We start from the raw sequence: 22,864 nt of genomic DNA on the forward strand, positions 1-22,864 counted from the left end.
CTTAAGCGCCCAAAATCGCCCGCGCCCGCTCCGACAGCCAGTCCACCGCCGCCGCGTGGATTCCGCGGCTGCTGGTGATCACCCCGAACGCCTGCGGGCTTGGCTTGTTGAACACCAGCGCGCCGCCCAGCGCGTCCGTCGCCAGCCCGCCGGCCTCGATCGCGATCAGCGCCGCCGCCGCAATGTCCCACTCATGCCCCCAGCGCAGCGTCGCCGCTAGGTCCGCGCGGTCGTCGGCGACCATCGCCATGCGCAGCGCGATCGAATTGGGCTTCTCGACCCGCGTCAGTTCGATGCTCATCTTCGGCAGCGCGTCGGTCGGCACGCGCGCGCCGTTCAGTGTGTCGCGCGTGCTCGCCGCGAGCGCGCGTCCGTTCAGCGTCGCGCCGCGCCCTGCCTGCGCCAGCCACACCTCGTCGCGCGCCGGCGCGTCGAGCACCCCGATCACCGCCCGGCCATGCTCCACCAGCGCCACGGACACCGCCCAGCCGGGCCGCCCGCGGATATAATCGCGCGTGCCATCGATCGGATCGACCACCCAGAGCCGCTCGCACGCCAGCCGATCGGGCCGGTCGGCGGTTTCCTCGGAAAGCCAGCCCGCATCGGGCAGCAGCGCCGACAGCCGCGCGCGCAGCAGCTTGTTGACGGCGAGATCGACCTCGCTAACCGGATCGCCCGGCGCCTTCTCCCACCGCGCGAAATCGGTCTGATAATGCGCCAGCGCGAGCTGCCCGGCTTCCCGCGTGACGGCCGCGATCGCTGCCGCCAGATCATCCACCAGCTACGGTCATCCCGTCGATCCGCACCGTTGGCACGTTGGTGCCATAGCGGAATTCCAGGTCGTTCGCCGGCGTCAGATTGGCGAACATATCCTTCAAGTTGCTCGCGATGGTGAACTCGGCGACCGGGCGGGTAATCTCGCCGTTCTCGATCAGGAAGCCCGCGGCGCCGCGGCTGTAATCGCCCGTCACGCCATTCACGCCCTGGCCGATCAGCTCGGTGACATAGACGCCGCGCACGATATCGCCGATCAGTGTCGCGACCGTCACGTGCCCGGCGTGCATGAAGAGGTTGCTGGTCGTCACGCCTGGCGCCCCGGCGATGCCGCGAGCGGCATGGCCGGTCGGTTCCAGCCCGAGCTGCCGCGCCGAAGCCGAATCTAGCAGCCACGTCTCGAGCACACCGTCCTCGACGATCGCCGTCGGCGACACCGGAAGCCCCTCGCCATCGAACGGCCGCGAGCGCAGCCCATGCGGACGGTGCGGATCGTCCGAAATCGTGATGCCCGGCGCGAATACTGCAGTGCCCATCGCCTCGAGCAGGAAGCTCGTCCGCCGCGCGATTGCCTGGCCCGAGATCGCGCCCGTCAGATGCCCGAGCAACCCGGCACCGACGCGTGGGTCGAACACCACCGGCAGCGCCGCGCTTTCCATCTTCGCCGGGTTCAACCGCGCCACCGCGCGCTCGCCGGCACGCCGTCCGATCTCGGCCGGCGTATCGAGCCGGTTGCGGTGCCTTGAAGAGGTGAACGCGTAATCGCGCTGCATCCCGCTGCCTTCACCTGCGATCACGCTGGCGGACAGGCCGTAGCCCGTAGTTGAATAGGCGCCGGCAAAGCCGTGGCTGGTCGCGAGCGCCCACAGGCTGTGCGAGGCACTCGCCCCGCCGCCTTCGCTGTTGGTGACGCCGGCAACCGCGCGTGCCGCCTCTTCCGCCTCGAGTGCCGCCGCGCGCAATTCGGCCGGCGAAACCTCACCGGCATCGTCCAGATCGAGCAGCGGCGGCGCGCCCTTCATCAGCCGCGCCTCTGGCGCAAGCCCCGCCCAGCGATCTTCCGGCGCCTCGCGCGCCATCGCGACCGCGCGCTCGACCAGCGCATCGAGCGCTTGCGGCGATAGGTCGGACGTCGAAACGCTCGCCGAGCGTTGCCCGACGAATACGCGCAACCCCAGATCCTCGCTCTCGGAACGCCCCACATCCTCCAGCTCGCCGAGGCGGACCGAAATCTCGGTCGAGGCATCGGCGGCGAACACGGCGTCGGCGGCGTCTGCCCCCGCCCTGGTAGCACGGGCAACGATATCGGCGGCGCGTTCCTGCGCCTCGGTCGGACTAAGCATCCGGCCGACTTAGGGCGCGCCGCCGCCGGTTGCTAGAGCCTCGTCCCAACCACCACGCACGCCAGGAACATCAGCAACCCCGCAAAGCGGTTGGCGCGGAACCGCGCCAGCGCCCCCGCGCCATCGTCCGGCCGCAGCGTCGCGACTTGCCACACCAGGTGCAGCCCCACCGGCAGCAACGCCAGCATCACCAGCGGATCGGGCCGCCGCAGCCACAATGCCGCGCCCCACAGCGCCAGCGCCGCGGCGTAGCAAACCGCCGTCCCGCCGCGCACGTGCCGCCCCATCCGCAACGCCGACGATCGCACCCCGATCAGCGCATCGTCCTCGCGATCCTGCAGCGCATAGATCGTGTCATAGCCGATCACCCACGCGATCGACCCGGCGTACAGCAGCAGCCCCGGCGCTGCGAGTGATCCCCACGAGTCCAACCACCCGACCAGCGCCGCCCAGGAAAATACCAGCCCCAGCCACGCCTGCGGCCACCACGTGATGCGCTTCATGAACGGATAGGCCGCGACCAGTCCAAGGCTCGCCACCGCCAGGATCGCCGTATCGAGCCGCAACTGCAGCAGCACGACGAACCCGAGGAGCGACAGCAGCGCCAGCCACACCCATCCCGCCCGCACCGACACCGCGCCCGACGCGATCGGCCGCGATCGCGTCCGCGCGACGCTCGCGTCGAGCTCGCGGTCGATGATGTCGTTGTACACGCACCCAGCGCCGCGCATCGCGATGCTGCCCGCCAGCAGCCACGCGATCAGATCCCAGCGCTCGATCGCCGCCCCCGCCAGCGCCACCGCCCACGCGCCCGGCCAGAACAACAGCCACCAGCCGATTGGCCGGTCGAACCGGGCGAGCAAAGCGAACGGCCGGATCGCAGCGGGCAAAGCGGCGACAAGCCCGCGATGCTCGCTGTCCGGGGTAATGTCAGGATGGGCGGTCACCCGCGCCTCCTATCGCCGCTAGCGTCCCGTCGCCAGCACCTCGACCTTGCTGTCCTCGAGATACACCGCGCTCAGCACGCCCGATTGATACGCGCCGGTGTCCACCCCGATGCGGTTGCCCGGCATTTCCACCTTCGGCGTGATCGTATGGCCGTGAACGATCACCGCGCCATGATCGCGCGGATCGTCGAGGAATTCCTCGCGGATCCACAGCAAGTCGCGGCGCTGCTGCTTGCGCAGCGCGACCCCCGGCTTCACCCCGGCATGGCAGAAGAAATAATCACCCGACGTTGCAGTCAGCGGCCAGCTGCGCATCCACTCGATCCACTCGGGCGTCACCGCGGCACGCAGCTGCTCGATATAGTCGCCCGCATCCTCGCCATCGAACGGCGCCAGCCCGAAGCTCGCCGCCGCTTCCTCGCCGCCATTGCGCATCCAGTTGGCGAACATCATCGGATCGCGCTCGCAGGTCCGGATGATCATTTCCTCGTGATTGCCCAGCAGCGTCACCACGCCCGGCGCCTCGTGCCGCATCCGATCGAGCCACTGCAGCGCGCCGCGCGAGTCGGGCCCGCGATCGACGATGTCGCCCAGGAAGATGATGTGCATCGTTCGCGGCGCCGGCCGCGCGGCCGAATGCGCCGCGATCATCCCCCAGAGTTCGTCGAGCAGGTCGACGCGCCCGTGCACGTCCCCGACGGCATAGATCCGCTCGCCACGCGCCGTGCTCGGTGCCCGATCGCGCCGGCCGAGGTTACGAAGCGCCTGGAAGATGGGAAAGCCTCTCGATTATCGTCGTTACCCTAAACGTGGCACAAACCATTCGGTGTCACAATCGTGCCACCTAGGCGAGCAAACCCATCGCGCGCTGCGTTTGCGCCAGCACCGGCGCCGCCAGGTCACGCGCCTTCTCCGCACCCCGCGCCAGAATAGCGTCGATCGCCCCGCGGTCGTCGAGCAGCCGCAGCATCTCGTCGCGTATCGGCGCGAGCTTGGCCACCGCCAGATCCGCCAGCACCGGCTTGAACTGCCCGAACCCCTGGCCGGCGAACTCCGCCACCACATCCTCGGGCGTGCGATCCGCCAGCGCCGCGAAGATCGTCACCAGGTTGCGCGCCTCCGGCCGGCCCTCCAGCGCCTCCCAGCTATCGGGCAGCGCCTCGGGATCGGTCTTCGCCTTGCGGAACTTGTCTGCGATCACGTCGTCGCCATCGATCAGCTTCAACACCGATTGCTCCGACGGGTTGGATTTCGACATCTTGGCCGACGCATCGCGCAGGCTCATGATCCGCGGCGCGGCCTTACTGATCAGCGGTTCCGGCAGGGTGAACAGCTCGGTCGCATAATCGAGGTTGAACTTCGTCGCGATATCGCGCGCCAGTTCGAGATGCTGGCGCTGGTCGTCCCCGACCGGCACGTGCGTCGCATTGTACAGCAGCACGTCCGCCGCCATCAGCACCGGATAATCGTAGAGCCCGACCGAGGCACCCTCGCGGTTCTTCCCCGCCTTGTCCTTGAACTGCGTCATCCGGTTCAGCCAGCCGACCCGCGCGACATTGTTCAGCAGCCACGCCAGCTCACTATGCGCCGGCACGCGCGTCTGGTTGAACAGGATCGATCGCTCGGGGTCGATCCCCGCCGCGACCAGCGTCGCGGTCATCTCGATCGTTTGCGCGGTGAGGTCCGCCGGCGCGATGAACTCGGTCAGCCCGTGGAGGTCGGCGATGAAATACATCGTCTCACCGCCGGCGGCCTGGATCTCGTCCTGCATCGCCACCCACTGCTTCACCGCGCCGAGATAATTGCCGAGGTGAAGGTTACCGGTGGGCTTGATGCCCGAAACGACGCGCATGAAACGATCCTATCGACGAACTAACCGCTTCACGTCGGCCAGCCGAAACGCGCCGAACAGGAAGGTCGCGGCGAAGTAGACGAGCGCGCCCGCGCTGACCAGCACCAGCATCGCCCCCCAGCGGTGCAGGCTCGGCCCCGTCGTATAGGGCTGGAACAGATCGTTCGCGAACCACATCACCACGCCCATCAGCACCGCGGCGAGCGCGAGCCGCCACGCCCGCCGCCGCAACTGCGCGTCCGCCACGAAATGCCCGCGCGCCACCAGCGCGCGCCACAGCAAGGCGACATTGACGGTCGAGGCGAGTGCGGTGGCCAGCGGCGGCCCCATGTGCCCCAGCGGCTTGATCAGCGCGAGGTTGAGCACGAGGTTCACCACCATCGAGATCGTCGCGAACCGCACCGGCGTGCGCGTGTCCGAGCGCGCGTAGAACCCCGGCGTCAGCACCTTGACGAGGATGTACGACGGCAGCCCGATCGAGAACGCCGCCAGCGCCTGCGCGGTATTGATCGTATCGACCGGCGTGAACGCGCCATGCTGGAACAGTGCCGCTACGATCGGCTGCCCGCACAGCACCAGCGCCGCGGTCGCGGGCAGGGTGAGGAACAGCGCCAGCTCGAGCCCGCGGTTCTGCGTCTCCATCGCCGCCACCTCCTCGCCGCGGCCGAGCTGCGCCGAGATCGTCGGCAGCAGCACCGTGCCCAGCCCGATCCCGATCAGCCCGAGCGGCAGCTGGTTCAGCCGGTCGGCGAAATAGATGTAGCTCACCGATCCCGACGACAGCAGGCTCGCGGCCAGCGCAGTAGAAACGACGAGGTTGATCTGCACCGCCCCCGCGCCCGCGGCGGCAGGCCAGATCAGCGACAACAGCCGCTTCACCTCGGGATTGAGCGTTGGCCGCTTGAGCTGCAACGAAACGCCCGCCTGCCGGCACGCCCAGATCAGCCACAGCAATTGCAGCGCCCCCGCCACCGTCACGCCGATCGCCTGATTGCGCGCGGTGAGCAGCGGCTCGGTCTCGTGAAAGAACAACAGCGCCGCGATCAGCGTGAGGTTCAGCAGGATCGGCGCGGCGGCCGCGACCCAGAAACGATGCAGCGAATTGAGCATCCCGCCCAGCAGTGACACCAGGCTGATCAGCATCAGATAAGGAAAGGTGATCCGCGACAGCTCGACCGCGAAGGCGAACTGCGCCGGGTTGGCATCGTTGAACCCGCCCGACAGCACCCAGGTCACCGGCCACGCCGCCAGCTCCATCACGATCGTGAACACGATCAGCGCCGGCAGCAGCACCGACAGCGCGTTGCTCGCGAACGCCACCCCATCGGGCAGCCCACGCCCCTCCATGTCCCCCACCTTGCGGTTAAACATCGGAATGAACGCCGCCGAAAACGCACCCTCGGCAAACAGCGCGCGAAACATGTTGGGCAGCCGAAACGCGATCAGGAACGCATCCGACGCAAACCCCGCGCCAACGAACCGCGCGAAAAGCGAATCGCGCACCAGCCCGAGGATCCGGCTGGCAAGCGTCAGCCCACCGACCGATCCGAGCGCACGGGCGAGGTTCATGCGATTACTCCGTTGGCGCTAAAGCCGTTCGTCACACGCCCCACTGGTCCGTCACACGCCACCCCCGTTCGCCCGCCGCACCCGTTCGTCCCGAGTAGGGATCGAGCGCAGTCGAGAGCCCGTATCGAGGGATGTTGGCCCAGGCTGTCCCCCATCCGTTCGCCCTGAGGAGGTGCTGAGCCGAAGGCGAAGTGCCGTCTCGAAGGGCATGTGCTTCGAGACCGCATTTCGACAAGCTCAATGCTTCCTCAGCACGAACGGAGGTATCAGAATCAAGCCTGCCCGAAATTCCCCGCCGCCAGCTGCGCATCCCGCTGCGCCGACTGCTGATGGTACAACGCGTTGAAGTCGATCGGCTCCAGCAGCAGCGGCGGGAAGCCGCCGTCTCGGATCGTGTCGGCCACCACGCGGCGCGCGAAGGGGAACAGCAGCCGCGGCGCTTCGCCGAGCAGGAAGGGCTGAATCGCATCTTCCGGCACGTTGCGCAGCCCGAATAGCCCAGCATAGGCCAGCTCGACCAGAAAAGTGACGCGGCCGTCGTTCTCGGCGCGAACATCGATCTTCAGCGTCACCTCGAAGGCATCTTCCGCCACCTGGTTCGATGCGATGTCGAACTGCACGTTGATTTCCGGCCCCTGCGTGTTCTGGAACACCCCCGGCGCGTTCGGGTTCTCGAACGACAAGTCCTTCACATATTGTGAGATAAGTCCGACGGCAGGGGCGGTATCCATGCCGTTCGGCTGGGGAGTCGATGGGGTCTCGGCGCCAAAATCCTGCTCGTCCATGTCGTCGTTCCTCAAGGATTGATCGTCGCGCGGCACGGCCGCACGCAGTGTCGCGCCGCGTAGCAGGCGGTCGACGTCACTTCAACGCCAGCACCCATTTGAAAGACGGCGCGTTGGCGCCTATGTTGGAGACCCAGTGTATCGGAGGCCGAGTGACTTTCTACATCGTCTTACTCGCCATGGTGGCGGCGTTTCTTGCGCTCCGGCTCTATTCGGTGCTCGGCAAACGCACCGGCCATGAACAGCCATTGCCGAAACCGGCGGAAGAGCGTGTCGCCTCCACGGCATTGCCGCGCGCTGCCGAGCCGGTCCGCGAAGTCCGCGATACCGCACCACGCCCGTTCGAGGGCAATGCCGAAGCCGGCATTCGCGCGATCGTTGGCGCCGAATCGGGCTTTGACGTCGTCCGCTTCGTTGAGGGCGCGCAGGCTGCGTACCGCATGATCCTCGAAGCCTATTGGGCTGGAGACGAGGCAACGCTCCGCGAACTCGTCGCCCCCGAAGTTGCCGCTGCGTTCGGCGAGGCGATCGCTGCGCGCAACGAATCTGGTCAGGTTCTTGCCAACCGCCTCGTCTCGATCGAGCGCGCCATGATCACCGCCGCCTCGCTGCAAGGCAAAGAAGCGCGGATCACCGTACGCTTCGATGCCGATATCGCTGCGGTGACGCGCGACGCCGACGGCAACGTCATCGCTGGGTCGACAACCGACGCGGTCGAGACTCACGACGTATGGACGTTCGCGCGCACGCTGCGCAGCAGCGATCCGAACTGGAAGCTCGCGGACACCGACGAGGCGTGAAGACGCTTCGTCGAGTTTCCACGCTGGCCGCGGCGCTGGCGCTGTCGGCATGCGTCGGCGGCGTGGCGCCTCCCACGGCCGGCCCACGCGTTCCACCGCCCACGACGACCGGGGCCGTCCGCCAGCCGGTATCGGCGACACCCATCTCGCCAGTCGCTGCGGCAACTGCTACCGGCGCGATCACCGCGGCAACCGCCGGCGTGGTCGCCGGGCCCCCGATCGCCAGCCTGCCGCTCACCGGTGACAGCGCCGCCCGCGCGCTTGCTGCCTTCCGCATCTCCTGCCCGTCGCTGGTCCGCCGCACCGATCCGACCGGGCTGACCCGCGGTTCCGATTGGAAGCCGGCGTGCGATGCCGCGGCCGGCGCCTCGGGCGATCCACGCGGCTTCTTCACCCGCTTCTTTGAAAGCGTGCAGGTCGGCGACGGCAAGGCCTTCGCGACTGGCTATTACATCCCCGAAATCGCCGGCTCGCGCGAATATCGTGACGGCTACGCCCCGATCTACGCCCGGCCGACCGATCTGGTCGATGTCGATCTCGGCCTGTTCTCGACCGAGCTGAAGGGCAAGAAGATCCGCGGCCGCGTCGATGGCAGCAACTTCGTGCCCTATTTCGATCGCACCGCGATCGAGCAGGGCGCGCTCACCGGCAAGGCGCGCATCCTCGGCTATGCCGCCGATCCGGTCGAGCTGTTCTTCCTTCAGGTCCAGGGCTCTGGCCTCGTGCGCCTGCCGAGCGGCGAAATCCTTCGGATCGGCTACGAAAGCCAGAACGGCCGGGACTATACCGGGATCGGCAAGCTGATGCGCGATCGCGGCCTGCTCGCGCCGGGCCAGGCGAGCATGCAGGGCATCGTTGCTTGGCTCCACGCCAATCCCGAGCAGGGCCGCGCGATCATGCGCGAGAACAAGAGCTACGTCTTCTTCCGCCTGCTCGATGGCCCGCCGCTCGGCGCGATGGGCCTGCCCGTGTCGGATCAAGCGACGGTCGCCGCCGACACGCGCTTCGTGCCGCTCGGCGCGCCGGTGTTCCTGTCGATGGATCGCACCGACGCGACCGGGCTGTGGGTGGCGCAGGATACCGGCGGCGCGATCAAGGGCACCAACCGCTTCGACACCTTCTGGGGTGCTGGCGCCGAGGCACGCGCGATCGCTGGCGGCATGAGCGCACGCGGCACCGCCTTCCTGCTTTTGCCCGTTGGCACGCTGGCTCGGCTCGGTGTCGCGCAGCCTCGCCCTTGACGAAGCCGCGCTTTGGGCGCGGGTGATGGCGAGCGTTCGTCCGCTGCGTGCGGTCGCTGTACAAAAAACTCCGGAACCGCTCGTTAAAGCGACGCTCAACCCAAAGATTCGCGTGTCGCTCGCCCCGGCTTTGCCTCCGAAAATCCCCGCCGCAGCCCCGGGAATCACCCTCGATGGCGGGTGGGACAAGCGCCTGTCGCGCGGCATGGTCGTGCCCGATGTGACGATCGACCTTCACGGCCACACGCTTCATTCGGCGCATGATTTGCTGGACGGTGCCTTGGCGCGCGCTATATCACGGAAAGACCGTGTTATTTTGCTCGTGACGGGCAAGCCGCCGCGCCCCGAAAGCGAACGCCCGCACGCCCGCGGCGCCATCCGCGCGGCGATCGGCGACTGGCTAGCCGCCTCCCGCCACGCCAGCGCCATCGCCGCCGTCCGCAACGCGCACCCGCGGCACGGCGGGCAGGGCGCGCTCTACATCATTTTGCGGCGGCCCAAGGGCGCTGCCGTCAGTTGAAGACGCGCCGTAGTATGTCCTCGTAAACATCTGTGAGGACCTGCAAATCCTCGACCGCGACAGCCTCGTCCAGCTTGTGCATCGTCGCATTGATAAGTCCGAATTCCACCACCGGGCACAGCGCCGACAGGAACCGCGCATCCGACGTTCCGCCCGTCGTCGACAGTTCCGGCACGATCCCGGTTCGTGCCTCGATCGCGCTGGATACGATCGCGGAAAGCTTGCCCGGCTCGGTCAGAAACGCCTCTCCTGAAATCCGCGCCTCCACCACAGCCTCTGGCGCATGCCGCCGCACGATCGCGGTAATGCGCTGCGCTAGGTCTTCGCCGCGATGCAGGTCGTTGAAGCGGATCGACAGCCGCGCCGACGCCTTTGCCGGGATCACGTTCGTCGCCGGATTGCCGACGGTGATGTCCGTCACTTCGATATTAGACGCCTGAAACCAGTCACTTCCCGCGTCGAGCACGAGCGCGTCGATCTCGGCCAGCGTCGCCACCAGCTTGGGAATCGGATTGTCCGCCAGGTGCGGATAGGCGACATGACCTTGCCGCCCGGGCACATCGATCCAGATATTCACCGAGCCACGCCGCCCGATCTTGATCATGTCGCCCAGCCGCGCCGCCGACGTGGGCTCCCCCACCAGGCAAAAATCCGGCCGCACCCCGCGCTCGGCCATGCGATCGATCAGTGCCCGCGTCCCGAACGTCGCCGGCCCTTCCTCGTCACCAGTGATGATCAGGCTGGTGACGCCCGGCCCGTCGACGCGCCCGGCCGCAGCGACAAACGCCGCGATCGCCCCCTTCATGTCGACAGCCCCGCGGCCATACAGCAGCCCGTCGCGCACCTCCGGCGCAAACGCCCCGCTGGTCCAGCCCGGGCCTGGCGGCACCACATCCAGATGCCCAGCAAACGCGAAGTGCGGCCCGTAATCACCACGAATTGCAAGCAAATTCTCGACTGGCCCGTCAGGCGCCTCGCCCGCAACGAAGCGCTCGACCGCAAACCCGAGCGGCACCAGCGCCGCCTCCAGCACGTCGAATACCGCGCCGCGCGCCGGCGTCACGCTCTCGCAAGCAAGCAGCGCCGTCGCGAGCGCTACCGGGTCGGTCATGCGGTTGCGGGCTGCTCGAACTGCTCGATCACCCATTCCTCTTCCTGCGCCCCGGCGATCCAGTCCTGCATAAACGGATGCGTCAACACCGCCTCAATATACGGCACCGCAAACCGCGCGACGGGCAGCGAATAGGTGATGATCCGCGTGCAGACCGGGGCGAACATGATGTCGGCCGCGCCGAACTCGCCGAACAAAAACGCGCCGTTGCCGCCGAATCTAGCCCGCGCCTGCGCCCAAAGCTCCATCATTCGCAACAGGTCGTGTTGCACCGCCTCGGACGGCGGCACTGGGGCATGGATCTGGCGAATGTTCATGCTGTGCTCACGGCGCAGCGCGGCAAAACTCGAATGCATCTCCGCCGCCATCGACCGCGCCATCGCGCGTGCCGCCTCATCCGCCGGCCAGAACCGCTCACGCCCGACCTTGTCGGCGAGATATTCGACGATCGCCAGGCTGTCCCACACCACCGCCTCGCCATCCCAAAGGATCGGCACTTTGCCCGACGACGGCGCGAATTCATCCCCCTCCCGCCGCCGGTCCCAATCCTGGTCGTACAGCGGGACGACGACTTCCTCGAACGGCAAGCCGGACTGCTTGCAGGCGAGCCAGCCGCGCAGCGACCAGGAGGAGTAGGCCTTATTGCCGATGATCAATTTCATGGCTCGCGGGGGTAGAGCCCGCAGCCGCCGCGTGCAACATTCGCCGCAGAATCAAAACAACGGGGGCAAGATCATGGAAACGGATCGGCGCGGATTGCTGGGTGGGGCGATGCTGGGGGCGGCGATGTTCGCACCGGGGGCGCAGGCAGCGCAGAGCGGCGACATGGCGAAGATCGCAGCGGCTGTAGGGCAGGGCCATGACGAGGCCATTGCGCGCCTGCGCGAATGGATTGCGCTCCCCTCGATCGCCGCGGAGAATCGCGACATGGACAAGGGCGCAGCCCTGATGGTGCGGCTCGCGAAGGAAGCCGGCTTCCAACAAGCAGTCACCATGCCGACCGATGGCGCCCCCGGTGTGTTCGCGACGATGAACAATGGCGCGGCCAAGACGCTCGGCCTCTATTTCATGTACGACGTGAAGCAGTTCGATGCGTCCGAATGGACGTCTCCGCCGCTTGAGGGGCGGATCATCGACAAGCCGGGCCTCGGGAGGGCGCTCGTCGGGCGTGGCGCGATCAACCAGAAGGGGCCGCAGAGCGCCGTGCTCGCTGCGCTCATCGCATTCAAGCGCTCCGGCGTTCGGCTGCCGGTAAACCTCGTGCTGGTTGCTGAGGGCGAGGAGGAGATCGGCTCGCCGCACTTCATGCAGGTGGTGCAGCGGCCCGAGGTGCTCGCTGCGCTCAAGAAGTGCAGCGGCGTGATCATCCCCTCGATGTGGCAAGATCCCACAAGCGGCGACATCGCGATCAATCTCGGCGCCAAGGGGATGATCGAGCTCGAACTGGTCGCCTCCGCCGAGAAGTGGGATCGCGGCCCGACGCGCGACATTCATTCGAGCATGAAGGCGATCATCGATGCGCCCGCGTGGCGGCTCGTTCAGGCGTTGCAGACGCTCGTCACGCCCGACGGCAACACGCCTGCGATCGACGGCTGGTTCGAAAAGGTCCGCCCGCTTACCGCCCGCGAGAAAGCGCTGATCGCCGAGAGCGCGCGGTCGCGCAGCTCGGCCGACGAATTGCGCCAGGCGGGCGTCAAGAAGTGGATCGGCGACACGAGCTGGCAGGAGACGCTGGAGCGGCTCGCGGCAATGCCGACGGTCAACATCGAAGGGCTTGTCGGCGGTTACACCGGCCCCGGTGGGAAGACGATCCTGCCCGCCAAGATGACGGCGAAGATCGACATGCGACTGGTGCCCAACCAGACCGCCGAGGACTGTATTGCCAAGCTGCGGGCGCATCTCGCCAAGCGCGGATTTGCCGATGTCGCGGTGAACGTGTCGGGCGGTTACGACCCCACCGAAACTGCCGAAGAGTCGGGTCTGATCAAGGCCGAACGCGCGACGTACGAGCGCGCCGGCATCAAGACGACACTTTATCCGCGGCTGGCCGGCAGCTGGCCGGGGTATATCTTCACCGGTCCGCCGGTGTCCTTGCCGGCGGGGCAGTTTGGCCTTGGCCATGGAAACGGCGCTCATGCACCCGACGAATATCTGCTGATCGAGAGCAGCAATCCCAAGGTGCTCGGCTATGACGCGGCGACGGTCGGGTTCGCCGACTTCCTCTACCAGATCGCCGCGACCGGCTGATCCTACGGAAATAGCCTCAGCCGATCGACTCGATCACCGCGGCGCGCAGTTCGGGGATTCCCATTCCCTTTTCCGCAGAGGTGGCGATGATCTCGGGGTGCGCGGCTGGCCGCTTGCGCGCCTCCGCAATCGTCCGCTCGGTCACCTCGGCAAGGTCGCTCGCCTTGATCTTGTCGGCCTTGGTGAGCACCATACGATAGCTGACCGCGGCTTTATCGAGCATCTCGAGGATCTCGCGATCGACATCCTTGATGCCGTGGCGCGCGTCGATCAGCACCAGCGCACGCTTCAGCACTTGCCGCCCGCGCAGGAAATCGTTGACCAGATATCGCCATTTACGAACGATATCCTTCGGCGCCTTGGCAAAACCGTAGCCGGGCATGTCGACGAGTCGAAACACGAGCGGCTCGCCGACGTCGAAGTAGTTGAGCTCCTGCGTTCGCCCGGGAGTAACCGACGTGCGCGCGAGCGACTTGCGCCCCGTGAGCGCATTGAGCAGCGATGATTTTCCGACGTTCGAGCGGCCCGCGAAGGCAATTTCCGGCACCGATGGGTCGGGGAGGAAGGTAAGGGCAGGGGCAGACTTCAGGAACTCGATCCGACCGGCAAAGATCTTTCGCGCCAGTTCAATTGCCTCATCGGAATGAGAAGGCTCCTGGAGGGGAGCTTGCGTGGGCAATGTCGTTTCTGGCGGCACAACTTCGCCATTCGGCTGCACCGAGTGGTCTCCCTCCTCGTGCTGGAGAGGATCGGTCATTTCGCGGGGGCTTCCTTAAGGCCCGGATGTCGAGCGTAGAGCAGCTTCTGCTGCAGGATCGTCAGCACGTTAGAGGTGATCCAATACACCTGCAGGCCAACTGCGAACGGCGCCATCACGAACATCAGCACCCAGGGCATTAGCGAGAAGATCTGCTTCTGCGTGTCGTCCATCGGCGCCGGGTTTAGCTTGAACTGGAAGTACATGCTGATGCCCAGCAGGATCGGAACGATGCCGATCGCGAGGAACGCCGGCGGGGTAAAGGCGAGCAGGCCGAAAAGGTTCACCGGCGTCAGCGGATCGGGCGCCGACAAATCCTTGATCCACGCGACGAACGGCTGGTGCCGCATCTCGATCGTCAACATCAGCATCTTGTACAGCGCGTAGAAGACGGGGATCTGGAGCAGCGTCGGGGCGCAGCCGGCGAGCGGATTGACCTTCTCGGTCTTATACAGCGCCATGATCTCCTGCTGCATCCGCGGCTTGTCGTCCTTGTAGCGATCCTGGATCGCCTTCATCTTGGGCTGGACGGCACGCATGTTCGCCATTGAGGCGAATTGGCGCTGCGCGATCGGGAACATGAGCAGCCGGATCGTCAGCGTCAGCAGGATGATCGCCACGCCGAAATTGCCGAGCATCCGGAACAGCCAGTCGAGATAATAGAAGATCGGCTTCTCGACGAGCCGGAACCAACCCCAGTCCATCGCATAATCGAGGCGCGGCGCGATCCCGCTGTCGGTGTATCTATCAAGTAACCGCACTTCCTTGGCGCCGGCGAAGAAGCGGCTCGTTTGCGAGGTCACTCGGCCAGGCTGCAGCAATTGTGCGTTGCTGGTGTAATCGCCTTGATACGCCTTGCTGGCGCCCGAACGAAACTGCCCGTCGAACGGCCGTGCCTGATCAGGCACCAGCGCAGTCAGCCAGTATTTGTCGACGAAACCGAGCCAGCCGCCGGTCGTCGAGAACTTCTGGGTACCCTCGTCGACCGTCTCGTAGTTGACGTCGTAATCGGCCTTGTCGTTGTGGACCGACATCGGCCCGACGTGGATCGTCCAGCTGTCCGGATCTTTCGAAATACCAGCGCGATTGACGAGGCCGTATGCAGCGACGGGCACCGCGCCGGCCCCGCCGTTCGCCACCGTCTGCTTGATCGCGAACATATAGCCGTCGTCAACCGACAGCTCGATCGCAAAGCGCTGGCCCTTGGCGTTCGCAGCGGTAAGCGTCACCGGTTTGCCGGGCGTCAGCAGCTGCGACGATGCCGTCCACACGGTATCGGCGGTCGGTGGGGAAAGCCCATCGTCACGCCAGCCGAAGCCGGCGAAATACGCCTCTGGCGCACCCGCTGGCGACAGCAACCGCACCGGCGGCGAGTCCTTGGCGATCGTCTCCTTGTAGTTCTTCAGCACCAGATCGTCGATCCGCGCGCCCTTCAGGTTGATCGAGCCGTGCATTGTCGGCGTCTCGATCTGCACCCGCGGCGTCTCGCGTAGCACCTGAGCCCGGTCGCGGTTCGCTGCCGGAGTGTCGGCGGTGGGATCGGCGGCTTTGTTCGGAACGACCGTCGTCTTGCCGTCTGCGATCTTCGTCACCGGCGGATTGGCGACCGGGAAGAACTGGTTCTGCAGCAGCGGCCAGCCGAACAGGATCAGTGCCGCCAGCACCGCGAACAGCACGAAATTCTGATTGTCTTTGTTCACGTGCGCCCAAACCCCTTACGGCCCAGCTCTTTCATGGGACCGGATCATAGCCGTGACCGCCCCACGGGCCGCAGCGTGCGATCCGCTTCGCTGCGAGCCAACTGCCCCGCGCGGCGCCATAGCGGTGAAGCGCCTCGATTGCATAGGCGGAACAGCTCGGCTGATACCGACACGACGGTGGCAAGATCAGCGACGGCCCCAATTGCCACCCGCGCGCCAGCAGGATCAGCAACCGGGCGATCACCGCGCGACCTTGCCAAGCGCCTTGCCCAGCTCACGCCGCAAGCTGTCGAAATCGCGTTCGATCCCGCCGTTGCGGCCGATCAGCACGTGATCCGCACCCGCCACGCCCTGCGTCGGCAGCAACTCGCGCGCCAGCGCCCGCAACCGCCGCTTCATGCGGTTGCGTACCACCGAGTTGCCGATCTTCTTGGTGACGGTGTAGCCGATCCGGATCGTCGCATCGCCGTCGTCACGCGGGCGCACCAGCAGCACGAAGCCCGGCATCGGCGCCCGGCGCCCGGCATTCGCCGCCAAGAAATCCCGGCGGCGCGTAATCGTCTTGATTAGGCCGACAGCTTCTTGCGGCCGCGCGCACGGCGCAGACGGATCACCGTGCGGCCGCCGACCGTCGCCATCCGTGCGCGGAAGCCGTGACGGCGCGCGCGCACCAGGTTGCTCGGCTGAAAGGTCCGCTTCATCGCTCATTCCCGAATCTGAAATACAAGAGGGCCGCCACGCAGGACGGCCCGAATGGAGCGGCGCATAGGCGAAGGCCGCTTCCAAGTCAACGCGAGCCCAAGACGCGGTCGCGCGCGCGACGCCTCAGCGCGCTACGCCGCCGCATCGCGCGATCGACCAAGCCGCCGATCCGTGGCCAGCGTCGCTTCAGTCGCGCCCAACGCACCTGCGCCCAGCGCGAATTGCGTAGGATCAACACCATACCGCCCGCGAACAGGAAGATCCCGCCCGGCCCCGGTAAAGGCCCCATCACCGCCGCACCCAGCAACAGCAGCCCGCCGAGCGCTAGTTGAAGATACCGCAAAACGGGATGGCGATCTTGCATGGCGGCCATGTGGCTCCGGTGTGTTGCAAACACAAGACGGTGAATGGAAGGTTTGCAGCGGTGGCAAAGCCGGTATGAACGGGAAGGGAACGGGGCTCTGGGGGGTGCATGGCGGCGATCGTCTCGACGGTGGCGTATCTCGGGCTGGAGGCGCGTGGCGTCGAGGTACAGGTGCAGCTCATTCCGGGGCTGCCCGCGTTCAATCTCGTCGGGCTCGGCGACAAGGCGGTTGGCGAGAGCCGCGAACGCGTGCGCGGCGCAATCGCCGCGATGGGCCTCGCGCTGCCGCCGAAGCGGATCGCGGTGAACCTGTCGCCGGCCGATTTGCCCAAGGAAGGATCGCACTTCGATCTGCCCGTCGCGCTTTGCCTGCTCGCCGCGATGGGCCTTGTGGACGCAGAGGCGCTGGCCGATTACGTTATCGTCGGCGAGCTGACGCTCGACGGCCGGATCGCACCGTCGCCCGGCGTGCTGCTCGCCGCGCTGCATGCCGCTGAAATGGGCAAAGGGCTGATCTGCCCAGCGGCCCAAGGCTCCGAAGCCGCATGGAGTGGCTCGATTGAGGTGGTCGCAGCGCCTGACCTCCTGTCGCTCATCAATCATCTGAAGGGCCACGGTCTGCTCGGCGCACCGGCTGCTGGCGAGGTGCTGCCGGCCGGGAAGGGCCCCGATCTCAAGCAGGTGCGCGGCCAAGAGACCGCCAAGCGCGCGCTCGAGATCGCCGCGTCCGGCGGCCACAATCTGCTGATGGTCGGTCCACCCGGGTCGGGCAAGTCGCTGATGGCCTCCTGCCTGCCCGGCATCCTGCCACCGCTCGACGCCAGCGAGGCGCTCGAGGTCTCGATGGTCCAGTCGGTCGCCGGTACGCTCGAAGGCGGGCGGTTGACGCGCACGCGCCCATTCCGCGCCCCGCACCACTCGGCATCGATGGCGGCGCTCACCGGCGGCGGGTTGAAGGTCAAGCCTGGCGAAGTCAGCCTCGCGCATCTCGGCGTGCTGTTCCTCGACGAGCTGCCCGAGTTCCAGCGCGCAGTGCTCGATTCGCTGCGCCAGCCGCTCGAATCCGGCAGCGTCAGCGTCGCGCGGGCCAATGCCCACGTTACCTTTCCCGCCCGCGTTCAGCTCGTTGCCGCAATGAACCCATGTCGCTGCGGCTATCTGGGCGACGCCGGACTGGCGTGCGCCCGCGCGCCCAAATGCGCCGCGGATTACCAAGCGAAGGTGTCCGGGCCGCTGCTCGACCGCATCGATCTTCACGTCGAGGTGCAGCCCGTGAGCGCCGCCGACCTGATGTTGCCGCCGCCCACGGAAGGATCGGACGAAGTTTCCGCACGCGTCGCTGCCGTGCGCGGGGTGCAGGCCGATCGCTATCGCGACCATCCGATCCGCACCAACGCGGAAGCCGAGGGGAACTTCTGGAAGCGTTCGCCACCCCCGACGACTCTGGGCGCGCGTTGCTTGCTCGGGCCGCCGAGGCGATGCGGCTCTCGGCGCGCGGCTACACCCGCATTCTGCGCGTCGCTCGAACGATCGCCGACATGGCGGGGCAAGCCGAAGTCGGCCGCATCCACATCGCCGAAGCCCTAAGCTACCGCCGCCAGCCCCCGCGGAACTGACCTTCCGATCTTTCTAAATCCTCCCCAAGCTCCGCTTGGGAAGGATTGGGTTCACCCCGCCCGCCGCTGCCCCAGATCGACAGCCCCAGCGCCTGTCGCCAGCATTCGCCGCTCTGCCAGCATCCGCCGCGTGTTCGCGCCGCTCATCGGCCGCCCGTAATGATAGCCTTGCCCCCGCGCACAACCGAGCGCGCGCAATCGCGCCTCGATCTCGGCATCCTCGATCCCTTCCGCCGTCACCGGCAGGTTCAGGCTCGCGCCCAGGCTAGCAATCGCGCTGACGATCGCCGCACTGTCGGCATGGTCGGCGATCGCCTGGACGAAGCTGCGGTCGATCTTGATCCGATCGAACGGCAGCGCGCGCAGGTGCGCGAGGCTTGAGTAGCCCGTGCCGAAATCGTCGAGCGCGATGCGGATGCCCTGGTTCTTCAGGCTGCCGACGATCGACTGCGCCAGCGACAGATTGTCGAACAGCGCGCTCTCGGTGATCTCGATTTCCAGCCGATGTGCGGGAAAGCCCGTCTCCAGCAACAGCTTGATGATCTTCTGCGGCAGCCACGCGTCGCGAAACTGCCACGGCGAGATGTTCACCGAGATCGTCAGCGCTGGATCCCAATCGCGCGCCGCCAGGAACGCCTGCCGCATCACCGCCATCGACAAATCGGCGATCAGCCCACTCTGCTCGGCGATTGGGATGAAGCGGTCGGGACCGATCGTGCCGTGAACCGGATGCTCCCACCGCGCGAGCACCTCGAAGCCGTAAAGACGGCCGCTGGCCAGATCGATCTGTTGTTCGAAGTACGGCACGATATGGCCCGCCGGGATTGCGCCCCGCAGCCCGTTCTCCAATTCGTTGCGCGCGTGAAGCGCCCGCGCCATCGCCGGATCGAACCAGGCGGAGCGGTTTCGTCCGGCTTCCTTGGCGGCGTACATTGCAATGTCCGCCGCGCGCATCAGCGCGTCGATCGAACCGCGTTCGACATCGGAGCGCGCGATCCCGACCGAGGCGGAGATGTGGATTTGCTGCCCGTCGATCTCGATCGCCTGAGCGAGCCGGCTGACGAGTTGCTCGGCGATCCGCTGTACCATTGCCGGCTCGCGCGGGTCGAAGACGAAGGCGCACGCAAATTCATCGCCGCCGAGCCGCGCGACCAGCGCCACCGGTGGCAGGATCTCCGCAATTTCCCGCCCGACTCGTGCCAGCAGCGCATCGCCGGCAGCGTGGCCGTACAGGTCGTTGACCGTCTTGAAGCGATCGAGCCCAAGCATTACGAGCGCCACCGCGCGGCCGCGCCGCGTAGCCTCGTGCAGCATTGCCGATCCTTCTTCGACGAGGCTGCGGCGGTTGAGAAACCCAGTCAGCGGATCACAGCTCGAAAGCAACCGCAGCCGCTCGCTCGCTGCTTCATGATTGCCGAGAGCCTGGACCAGCGCATTATGCCGACGCCACCCGATCAGGATCAGCGCGACATTGAGCAGCAGCGCGATCACCAGCATCGGATCGAGCGGGTCGTTCGCGCCGAGCCATCGGCGCAGCAAGATGTCGAGCGCGCTGCCGCCGAGCAGGACGAACAGCGCGATCGCGGCGGCGGTCACGATCCGGGTCGTACTCCCGAGTTCGGCGGCCGGCGCGCCGGCGGCGCGTGGCGTCAGCTCCACCATGGCTTGGTCCTATGTTGCTTAGCCGTTTTGGCAGCAGTTTCATGTAGAAGGTGTTAATTCGCTGCGACTTGCCTGTTTGGGCTGGTTCGGCTATCACGTATCCACGTTCCGTTTGTTGAACGCTGAAGACAAGCGCCCATGTGGTGCCCGCTGGCCGGCGAGGTTTCGCCCGCCGGCGCTTTTGCGTTTGGCGCGGGAATATGGAGTTATGACGCAATGTTCGACAGCCTGAGCGATCGTCTTGGCGGCGTGTTCGACCGCTTGCGCGGTCGTGGCGCGCTGACCGAAGCGGACGTGCGCCAGGCGATGCGCGAAGTGCGGGTCGCATTGCTCGAGGCCGATGTAGCGCTGCCCGTAGCGCGCAAGTTCGTTGATGACGCGACCGAAAAGGCGATCGGCCAGAACGTCCTTCGCTCGATCACGCCAGGGCAGCAGGTCGTCAAGATCGTCCATGACGCGCTGATCGAGATGCTCGGCGGCGACGATCCGCAAGCGGCTGAGCTCGATCTCGGTGTCACGCCGCCGGCGATCATCATGATGGTCGGCCTGCAGGGCTCGGGAAAGACGACCACGACCGCCAAGATCGCCAAGCGGCTGTCGGCCGGTCAGATGGGCCGGGATCGCAAGAAGGTGCTGATGGCGTCGCTCGACGTCAATCGCCCGAACGCGCAGGAACAGCTTGCCACGCTCGGCACGCAGGTCGAGGTCCAAACGTTGCCGATCATCGTCGGCCAGCAACCGGTCGATATCGCGCGGCGCGCAATGCAGGCGGCGAAGCTGCAGGGCTTCGACGTGCTGATGCTCGACACCGCCGGTCGGCTACACGTCGATCAGGCGCTGATGGACGAGATGAAGGCCGTAGCGGACATCGCCCGTCCGCAGGAAATCCTGCTCGTCGTTGACAGCCTGACCGGTCAGGACGCGGTCAACGTCGCGCAGAACTTCTCCGATCAGGTGCCGCTTACCGGCGTCGTGCTGACCCGCTTGGACGGCGACGCGCGCGGTGGCGCGGCGCTGTCGATGCGCGCCGTCACTGGCAAGCCGATCAAGTTCGCCGGTGTCGGCGAAAAGATGGACGCGCTCGAAGCGTTCCACGCCGAGCGGGTCGCCGGCCGCATCCTCGGCATGGGCGATGTAGTCAGCCTCGTCGAAAAGGCAGCGGAGTCGATCCAGCAGGAAGACGCCGAGAAGATGGCAACGAAGCTGGCAAAGGGCCAGTTCGACCTCGACGACCTGCGAAGCCAGCTGGCGCAGATGCGCCGCATGGGCGGGCTAGGCGCGCTGGCCGGCATGATGCCGGGCATGAAGAAGGCGCAACAGGCGATGGCGTCGGGCGCCGTCGACGAGCGCATCCTGCTGCGCATGGACGCGATGATCACGTCGATGACTCAGAAGGAACGCTCCAAGCCCGAGGTGATCAACGCTAAGCGCAAGATCCGCATCGCCAAGGGCAGCGGCACGACCGTGCAGGACGTGAACAAGTTGCTGAAGATGCATCAGGAAATGGCCTCGGCCATGAAAAAGATCCGCAAGATGGGCGGGATCAAGGGAATGCTGGCGATGCTCGGCAAGGGCGGGCCGGGGGGCGGCATGGGCGGCCTCGGCAACGCCTTGGGCGGCCCCGAGCTCGGCGAGATGCTGGGCAAGGCCGGCGGCGGGCTTCCCGGTCTGCCGAACGGCCTGGGCGGAATGGGCGGCGGCAGCCTCCCACCCGGTTTTCCGAAGTTCAAGAAGTAAACCTTTTCAGATACCTAGAAGGAATAGATTACAATGGCACTGAGCATTCGCCTGTCCCGTGGCGGTTCGAAGAAGCGTCCGTACTACCGTATCGTCGTTGCGGACGCGCGCAGCCCGCGTGATGGCAAGTTCATCGAGAAGATCGGCAACTACAATCCGCTGCTCGCCAAGGATGACGAGAAGCGCATCGTGCTCGACGCCGAGCGCGCCAAGCATTGGCTGAGCAATGGCGCGCAGCCGACCGATCGTGTCGCGCGCTTCCTCGATGTCGCCGGCGTTCTCGAGCGTCCGGCGCGCAACAACCCGAAGAAGGCCGAGCCGGGCGAGAAGGCCAAGGAGCGTGCCGAAGAGCGCGCCGAGAAGCTGAAGGCCGAGGAAGAGGCTAAGGCTGAGGCAGCGAACGCCGGTTCGGCGCCCGAGGCAGAGCCGGCCGAAGCGGCTGCCGAGGAAGCGACCGCCGAGTAGGCATCCGCGGAAGGCGCATCCGATCCCGTCATGGCGCGTTGCTTGATCGAAGGAGCACGCCATGACTCAGGATCCCGATCCCCGGACGGCCAACGATGACGAAGAAGCGCCCGCCAGCAACGAAGGCGTCTCCGCCCCCGAGCCCGCCGAGGGCGCCGACGACCTCCCCGACGGGGCCGACGGTTCGCCCGGCGGATGAGCCGCGCGTCGTGCTGGCGGCGGTTGCCGGCGCGCACGGCATCGGCGGCGAAGTGAAGCTGAAGCTGTTCGCCGACGATGTGGCATCCTATGCGTCGTTCAACGACGGCGCGCTGACGGTGAAATCACTGCGTGGCAACATCGCGCGGTTCGCCGAAGTCACCGATCGTACGGCGGCCGAAGCGTTGCGCGGCACTCAACTGACGGTGCCGCGTGATGCACTGCCGCCACTAGCCGATGGCGAATATTATCACGCCGACCTGATCGGTCTAGCTGCGATGTCCTCCGCGGGTGAAGCTCTCGGAACGGTCGTCGCCGTGGAAAATTTTGGTGCTGGCGACGTGATCGAGATCGAGCGCGCGACGGGCAAGCGCTTCATGGTGCCGATGAGCGAGGAAGCAGTGCCGGAGTGGAATGCCGAGCGGCTGATCGTGACGGCGGCGTTCGCGGCGGAGTAATGTGCCTAACCGTCTG

Annotated in this window: 24 protein-coding genes and 1 pseudogene; 9 read left to right on the forward strand and 16 right to left on the reverse strand. The window is 66.6% G+C overall.

The annotated features are described in order from the left end of the window. Window position 1: 1 nt before the first annotated feature. The 7 genes from LLW23_RS14220 to secB form a co-directional block, all read right to left on the reverse strand. Complete coding sequence (locus tag LLW23_RS14220; RefSeq protein ID WP_408641970.1) at window positions 2-778, reverse strand: 3'(2'),5'-bisphosphate nucleotidase CysQ; 777 nt, start codon at window positions 776-778, stop codon at window positions 2-4. Then, window positions 771-2,117 carry a TldD/PmbA family protein gene (locus LLW23_RS14225; protein ID WP_228946152.1) on the reverse strand — a complete coding sequence of 449 codons (1,347 nt, stop codon included), beginning with the start codon at window positions 2,115-2,117 and terminating at the stop codon, window positions 771-773. The genes LLW23_RS14220 and LLW23_RS14225 overlap by 8 nt, the downstream gene beginning before the upstream one ends. Window positions 2,118-2,149: 32 nt before the next feature. After that, window positions 2,150-3,064: a 4-hydroxybenzoate octaprenyltransferase gene (ubiA, locus tag LLW23_RS14230; protein ID WP_228946153.1), complete on the reverse strand. Its 915-nt coding sequence runs from the start codon at window positions 3,062-3,064 to the stop codon at window positions 2,150-2,152. An 18-nt stretch (window positions 3,065-3,082) separates the two neighbouring features. Continuing rightward, on the reverse strand, window positions 3,083-3,754 hold the full coding sequence (locus LLW23_RS14235; protein ID WP_228946154.1) for a metallophosphoesterase: 672 nt from the start codon (window positions 3,752-3,754) through the stop codon (window positions 3,083-3,085). 154 nt (window positions 3,755-3,908) lie between these two features. Further along, entirely contained in the window at window positions 3,909-4,916 is a 1,008-nt protein-coding gene (gene trpS, locus LLW23_RS14240) for a tryptophan--tRNA ligase (RefSeq protein WP_228946155.1), read from the reverse strand. Between the two features lie 9 nt (window positions 4,917-4,925). Further along, window positions 4,926-6,485 (reverse strand): murein biosynthesis integral membrane protein MurJ, encoded by a 1,560-nt coding sequence (gene murJ, locus LLW23_RS14245; RefSeq protein WP_228946156.1) that lies wholly within the window; start codon window positions 6,483-6,485, stop codon window positions 4,926-4,928. Window positions 6,486-6,757: 272 nt separating this feature from the next. Next, window positions 6,758-7,270 carry a protein-export chaperone SecB gene (gene secB, locus LLW23_RS14250; RefSeq protein ID WP_228946157.1) on the reverse strand — a complete coding sequence of 171 codons (513 nt, stop codon included), beginning with the start codon at window positions 7,268-7,270 and terminating at the stop codon, window positions 6,758-6,760. A 122-nt stretch (window positions 7,271-7,392) separates the two neighbouring features. Here secB and LLW23_RS14255 point away from each other — a divergent pair, with 122 nt between their 5' ends. The 3 genes from LLW23_RS14255 to LLW23_RS14265 are packed head-to-tail and all read left to right on the forward strand — an operon-like array spanning window position 7,393 to window position 9,831. Beyond that, on the forward strand, window positions 7,393-8,070 hold the full coding sequence (locus LLW23_RS14255; protein WP_228948596.1) for a Tim44/TimA family putative adaptor protein: 678 nt from the start codon (window positions 7,393-7,395) through the stop codon (window positions 8,068-8,070). Next, the gene (mltA, locus tag LLW23_RS14260; protein WP_228946158.1) at window positions 8,067-9,311 is read left to right on the forward strand and encodes a murein transglycosylase A; all 1,245 of its coding nucleotides are present in this window, start codon (window positions 8,067-8,069) and stop codon (window positions 9,309-9,311) included. The genes LLW23_RS14255 and mltA overlap by 4 nt, the downstream gene beginning before the upstream one ends. A 25-nt stretch (window positions 9,312-9,336) precedes the next feature. Continuing rightward, window positions 9,337-9,831 (forward strand): Smr/MutS family protein, encoded by a 495-nt coding sequence (locus LLW23_RS14265; RefSeq protein WP_228946159.1) that lies wholly within the window; start codon window positions 9,337-9,339, stop codon window positions 9,829-9,831. Here LLW23_RS14265 and dapE read toward each other — a convergent pair. Next, complete coding sequence (dapE, locus tag LLW23_RS14270; protein WP_228946160.1) at window positions 9,824-10,942, reverse strand: succinyl-diaminopimelate desuccinylase; 1,119 nt, start codon at window positions 10,940-10,942, stop codon at window positions 9,824-9,826. The genes LLW23_RS14265 and dapE overlap by 8 nt on opposite strands. After that, complete coding sequence (locus LLW23_RS14275) at window positions 10,939-11,604, reverse strand: glutathione S-transferase family protein (RefSeq protein ID WP_228946161.1); 666 nt, start codon at window positions 11,602-11,604, stop codon at window positions 10,939-10,941. The genes dapE and LLW23_RS14275 overlap by 4 nt, the downstream gene beginning before the upstream one ends. Window positions 11,605-11,677: 73 nt before the next feature. Here LLW23_RS14275 and LLW23_RS14280 point away from each other — a divergent pair, with 73 nt between their 5' ends. Beyond that, complete coding sequence (locus tag LLW23_RS14280; RefSeq protein ID WP_228946162.1) at window positions 11,678-13,189, forward strand: M20/M25/M40 family metallo-hydrolase; 1,512 nt, start codon at window positions 11,678-11,680, stop codon at window positions 13,187-13,189. Between the two features lie 16 nt (window positions 13,190-13,205). On the opposite strand, the gene yihA is transcribed toward LLW23_RS14280, so the two are convergent. The 6 genes from yihA to LLW23_RS14310 all read right to left on the reverse strand — a co-directional run bounded on the left by yihA (window position 13,206) and on the right by LLW23_RS14310 (window position 16,721). Continuing rightward, window positions 13,206-13,946 carry a ribosome biogenesis GTP-binding protein YihA/YsxC gene (gene yihA / locus LLW23_RS14285; RefSeq protein WP_228946163.1) on the reverse strand — a complete coding sequence of 247 codons (741 nt, stop codon included), beginning with the start codon at window positions 13,944-13,946 and terminating at the stop codon, window positions 13,206-13,208. Next, entirely contained in the window at window positions 13,943-15,646 is a 1,704-nt protein-coding gene (gene yidC, locus LLW23_RS14290; protein ID WP_228946164.1) for a membrane protein insertase YidC, read from the reverse strand. The genes yihA and yidC overlap by 4 nt, the downstream gene beginning before the upstream one ends. Window positions 15,647-15,677: 31 nt before the next feature. After that, window positions 15,678-15,890 (reverse strand): membrane protein insertion efficiency factor YidD, encoded by a 213-nt coding sequence (yidD, locus tag LLW23_RS14295; protein WP_228946165.1) that lies wholly within the window; start codon window positions 15,888-15,890, stop codon window positions 15,678-15,680. After that, a complete protein-coding gene (rnpA, locus tag LLW23_RS14300; protein WP_228946166.1) occupies window positions 15,887-16,183 on the reverse strand; it encodes a ribonuclease P protein component in 297 nt (98 codons plus the stop codon). The genes yidD and rnpA overlap by 4 nt, the downstream gene beginning before the upstream one ends. A gap of 29 nt (window positions 16,184-16,212) precedes the next feature. Then, complete coding sequence (gene rpmH, locus LLW23_RS14305; RefSeq protein WP_228946167.1) at window positions 16,213-16,347, reverse strand: 50S ribosomal protein L34; 135 nt, start codon at window positions 16,345-16,347, stop codon at window positions 16,213-16,215. 86 nt (window positions 16,348-16,433) lie between these two features. Further along, window positions 16,434-16,721 (reverse strand): hypothetical protein, encoded by a 288-nt coding sequence (locus LLW23_RS14310; protein ID WP_228946168.1) that lies wholly within the window; start codon window positions 16,719-16,721, stop codon window positions 16,434-16,436. 99 nt (window positions 16,722-16,820) lie between these two features. Between LLW23_RS14310 and LLW23_RS14315 the strand changes: the two are divergent. Further along, window positions 16,821-18,328 (forward strand): annotated as a pseudogene (locus LLW23_RS14315) (YifB family Mg chelatase-like AAA ATPase). Window positions 18,329-18,379: 51 nt separating this feature from the next. Here LLW23_RS14315 and LLW23_RS14320 read toward each other — a convergent pair. Further along, window positions 18,380-19,990: a putative bifunctional diguanylate cyclase/phosphodiesterase gene (locus tag LLW23_RS14320; RefSeq protein ID WP_228946169.1), complete on the reverse strand. Its 1,611-nt coding sequence runs from the start codon at window positions 19,988-19,990 to the stop codon at window positions 18,380-18,382. A gap of 216 nt (window positions 19,991-20,206) precedes the next feature. Here LLW23_RS14320 and ffh point away from each other — a divergent pair, with 216 nt between their 5' ends. From ffh to rimM, 4 genes are all read left to right on the forward strand, one after another. Further along, the gene (ffh, locus tag LLW23_RS14325; protein ID WP_228946170.1) at window positions 20,207-21,727 is read left to right on the forward strand and encodes a signal recognition particle protein; all 1,521 of its coding nucleotides are present in this window, start codon (window positions 20,207-20,209) and stop codon (window positions 21,725-21,727) included. Window positions 21,728-21,760: 33 nt separating this feature from the next. Further along, on the forward strand, window positions 21,761-22,192 hold the full coding sequence (rpsP, locus tag LLW23_RS14330; RefSeq protein ID WP_228946171.1) for a 30S ribosomal protein S16: 432 nt from the start codon (window positions 21,761-21,763) through the stop codon (window positions 22,190-22,192). Window positions 22,193-22,253: 61 nt separating this feature from the next. Then, complete coding sequence (locus tag LLW23_RS14335) at window positions 22,254-22,391, forward strand: hypothetical protein (RefSeq protein ID WP_228946172.1); 138 nt, start codon at window positions 22,254-22,256, stop codon at window positions 22,389-22,391. Window positions 22,392-22,401: 10 nt separating this feature from the next. Beyond that, a complete protein-coding gene (gene rimM / locus LLW23_RS14340; RefSeq protein WP_228946173.1) occupies window positions 22,402-22,848 on the forward strand; it encodes a ribosome maturation factor RimM in 447 nt (148 codons plus the stop codon). The last annotated feature ends 16 nt before the right edge of the window (window positions 22,849-22,864 follow it).

The organism is Sphingomonas radiodurans (genome assembly GCF_020866845.1).
Taxonomy (GTDB): domain Bacteria; phylum Pseudomonadota; class Alphaproteobacteria; order Sphingomonadales; family Sphingomonadaceae; genus Sphingomonas; species Sphingomonas radiodurans.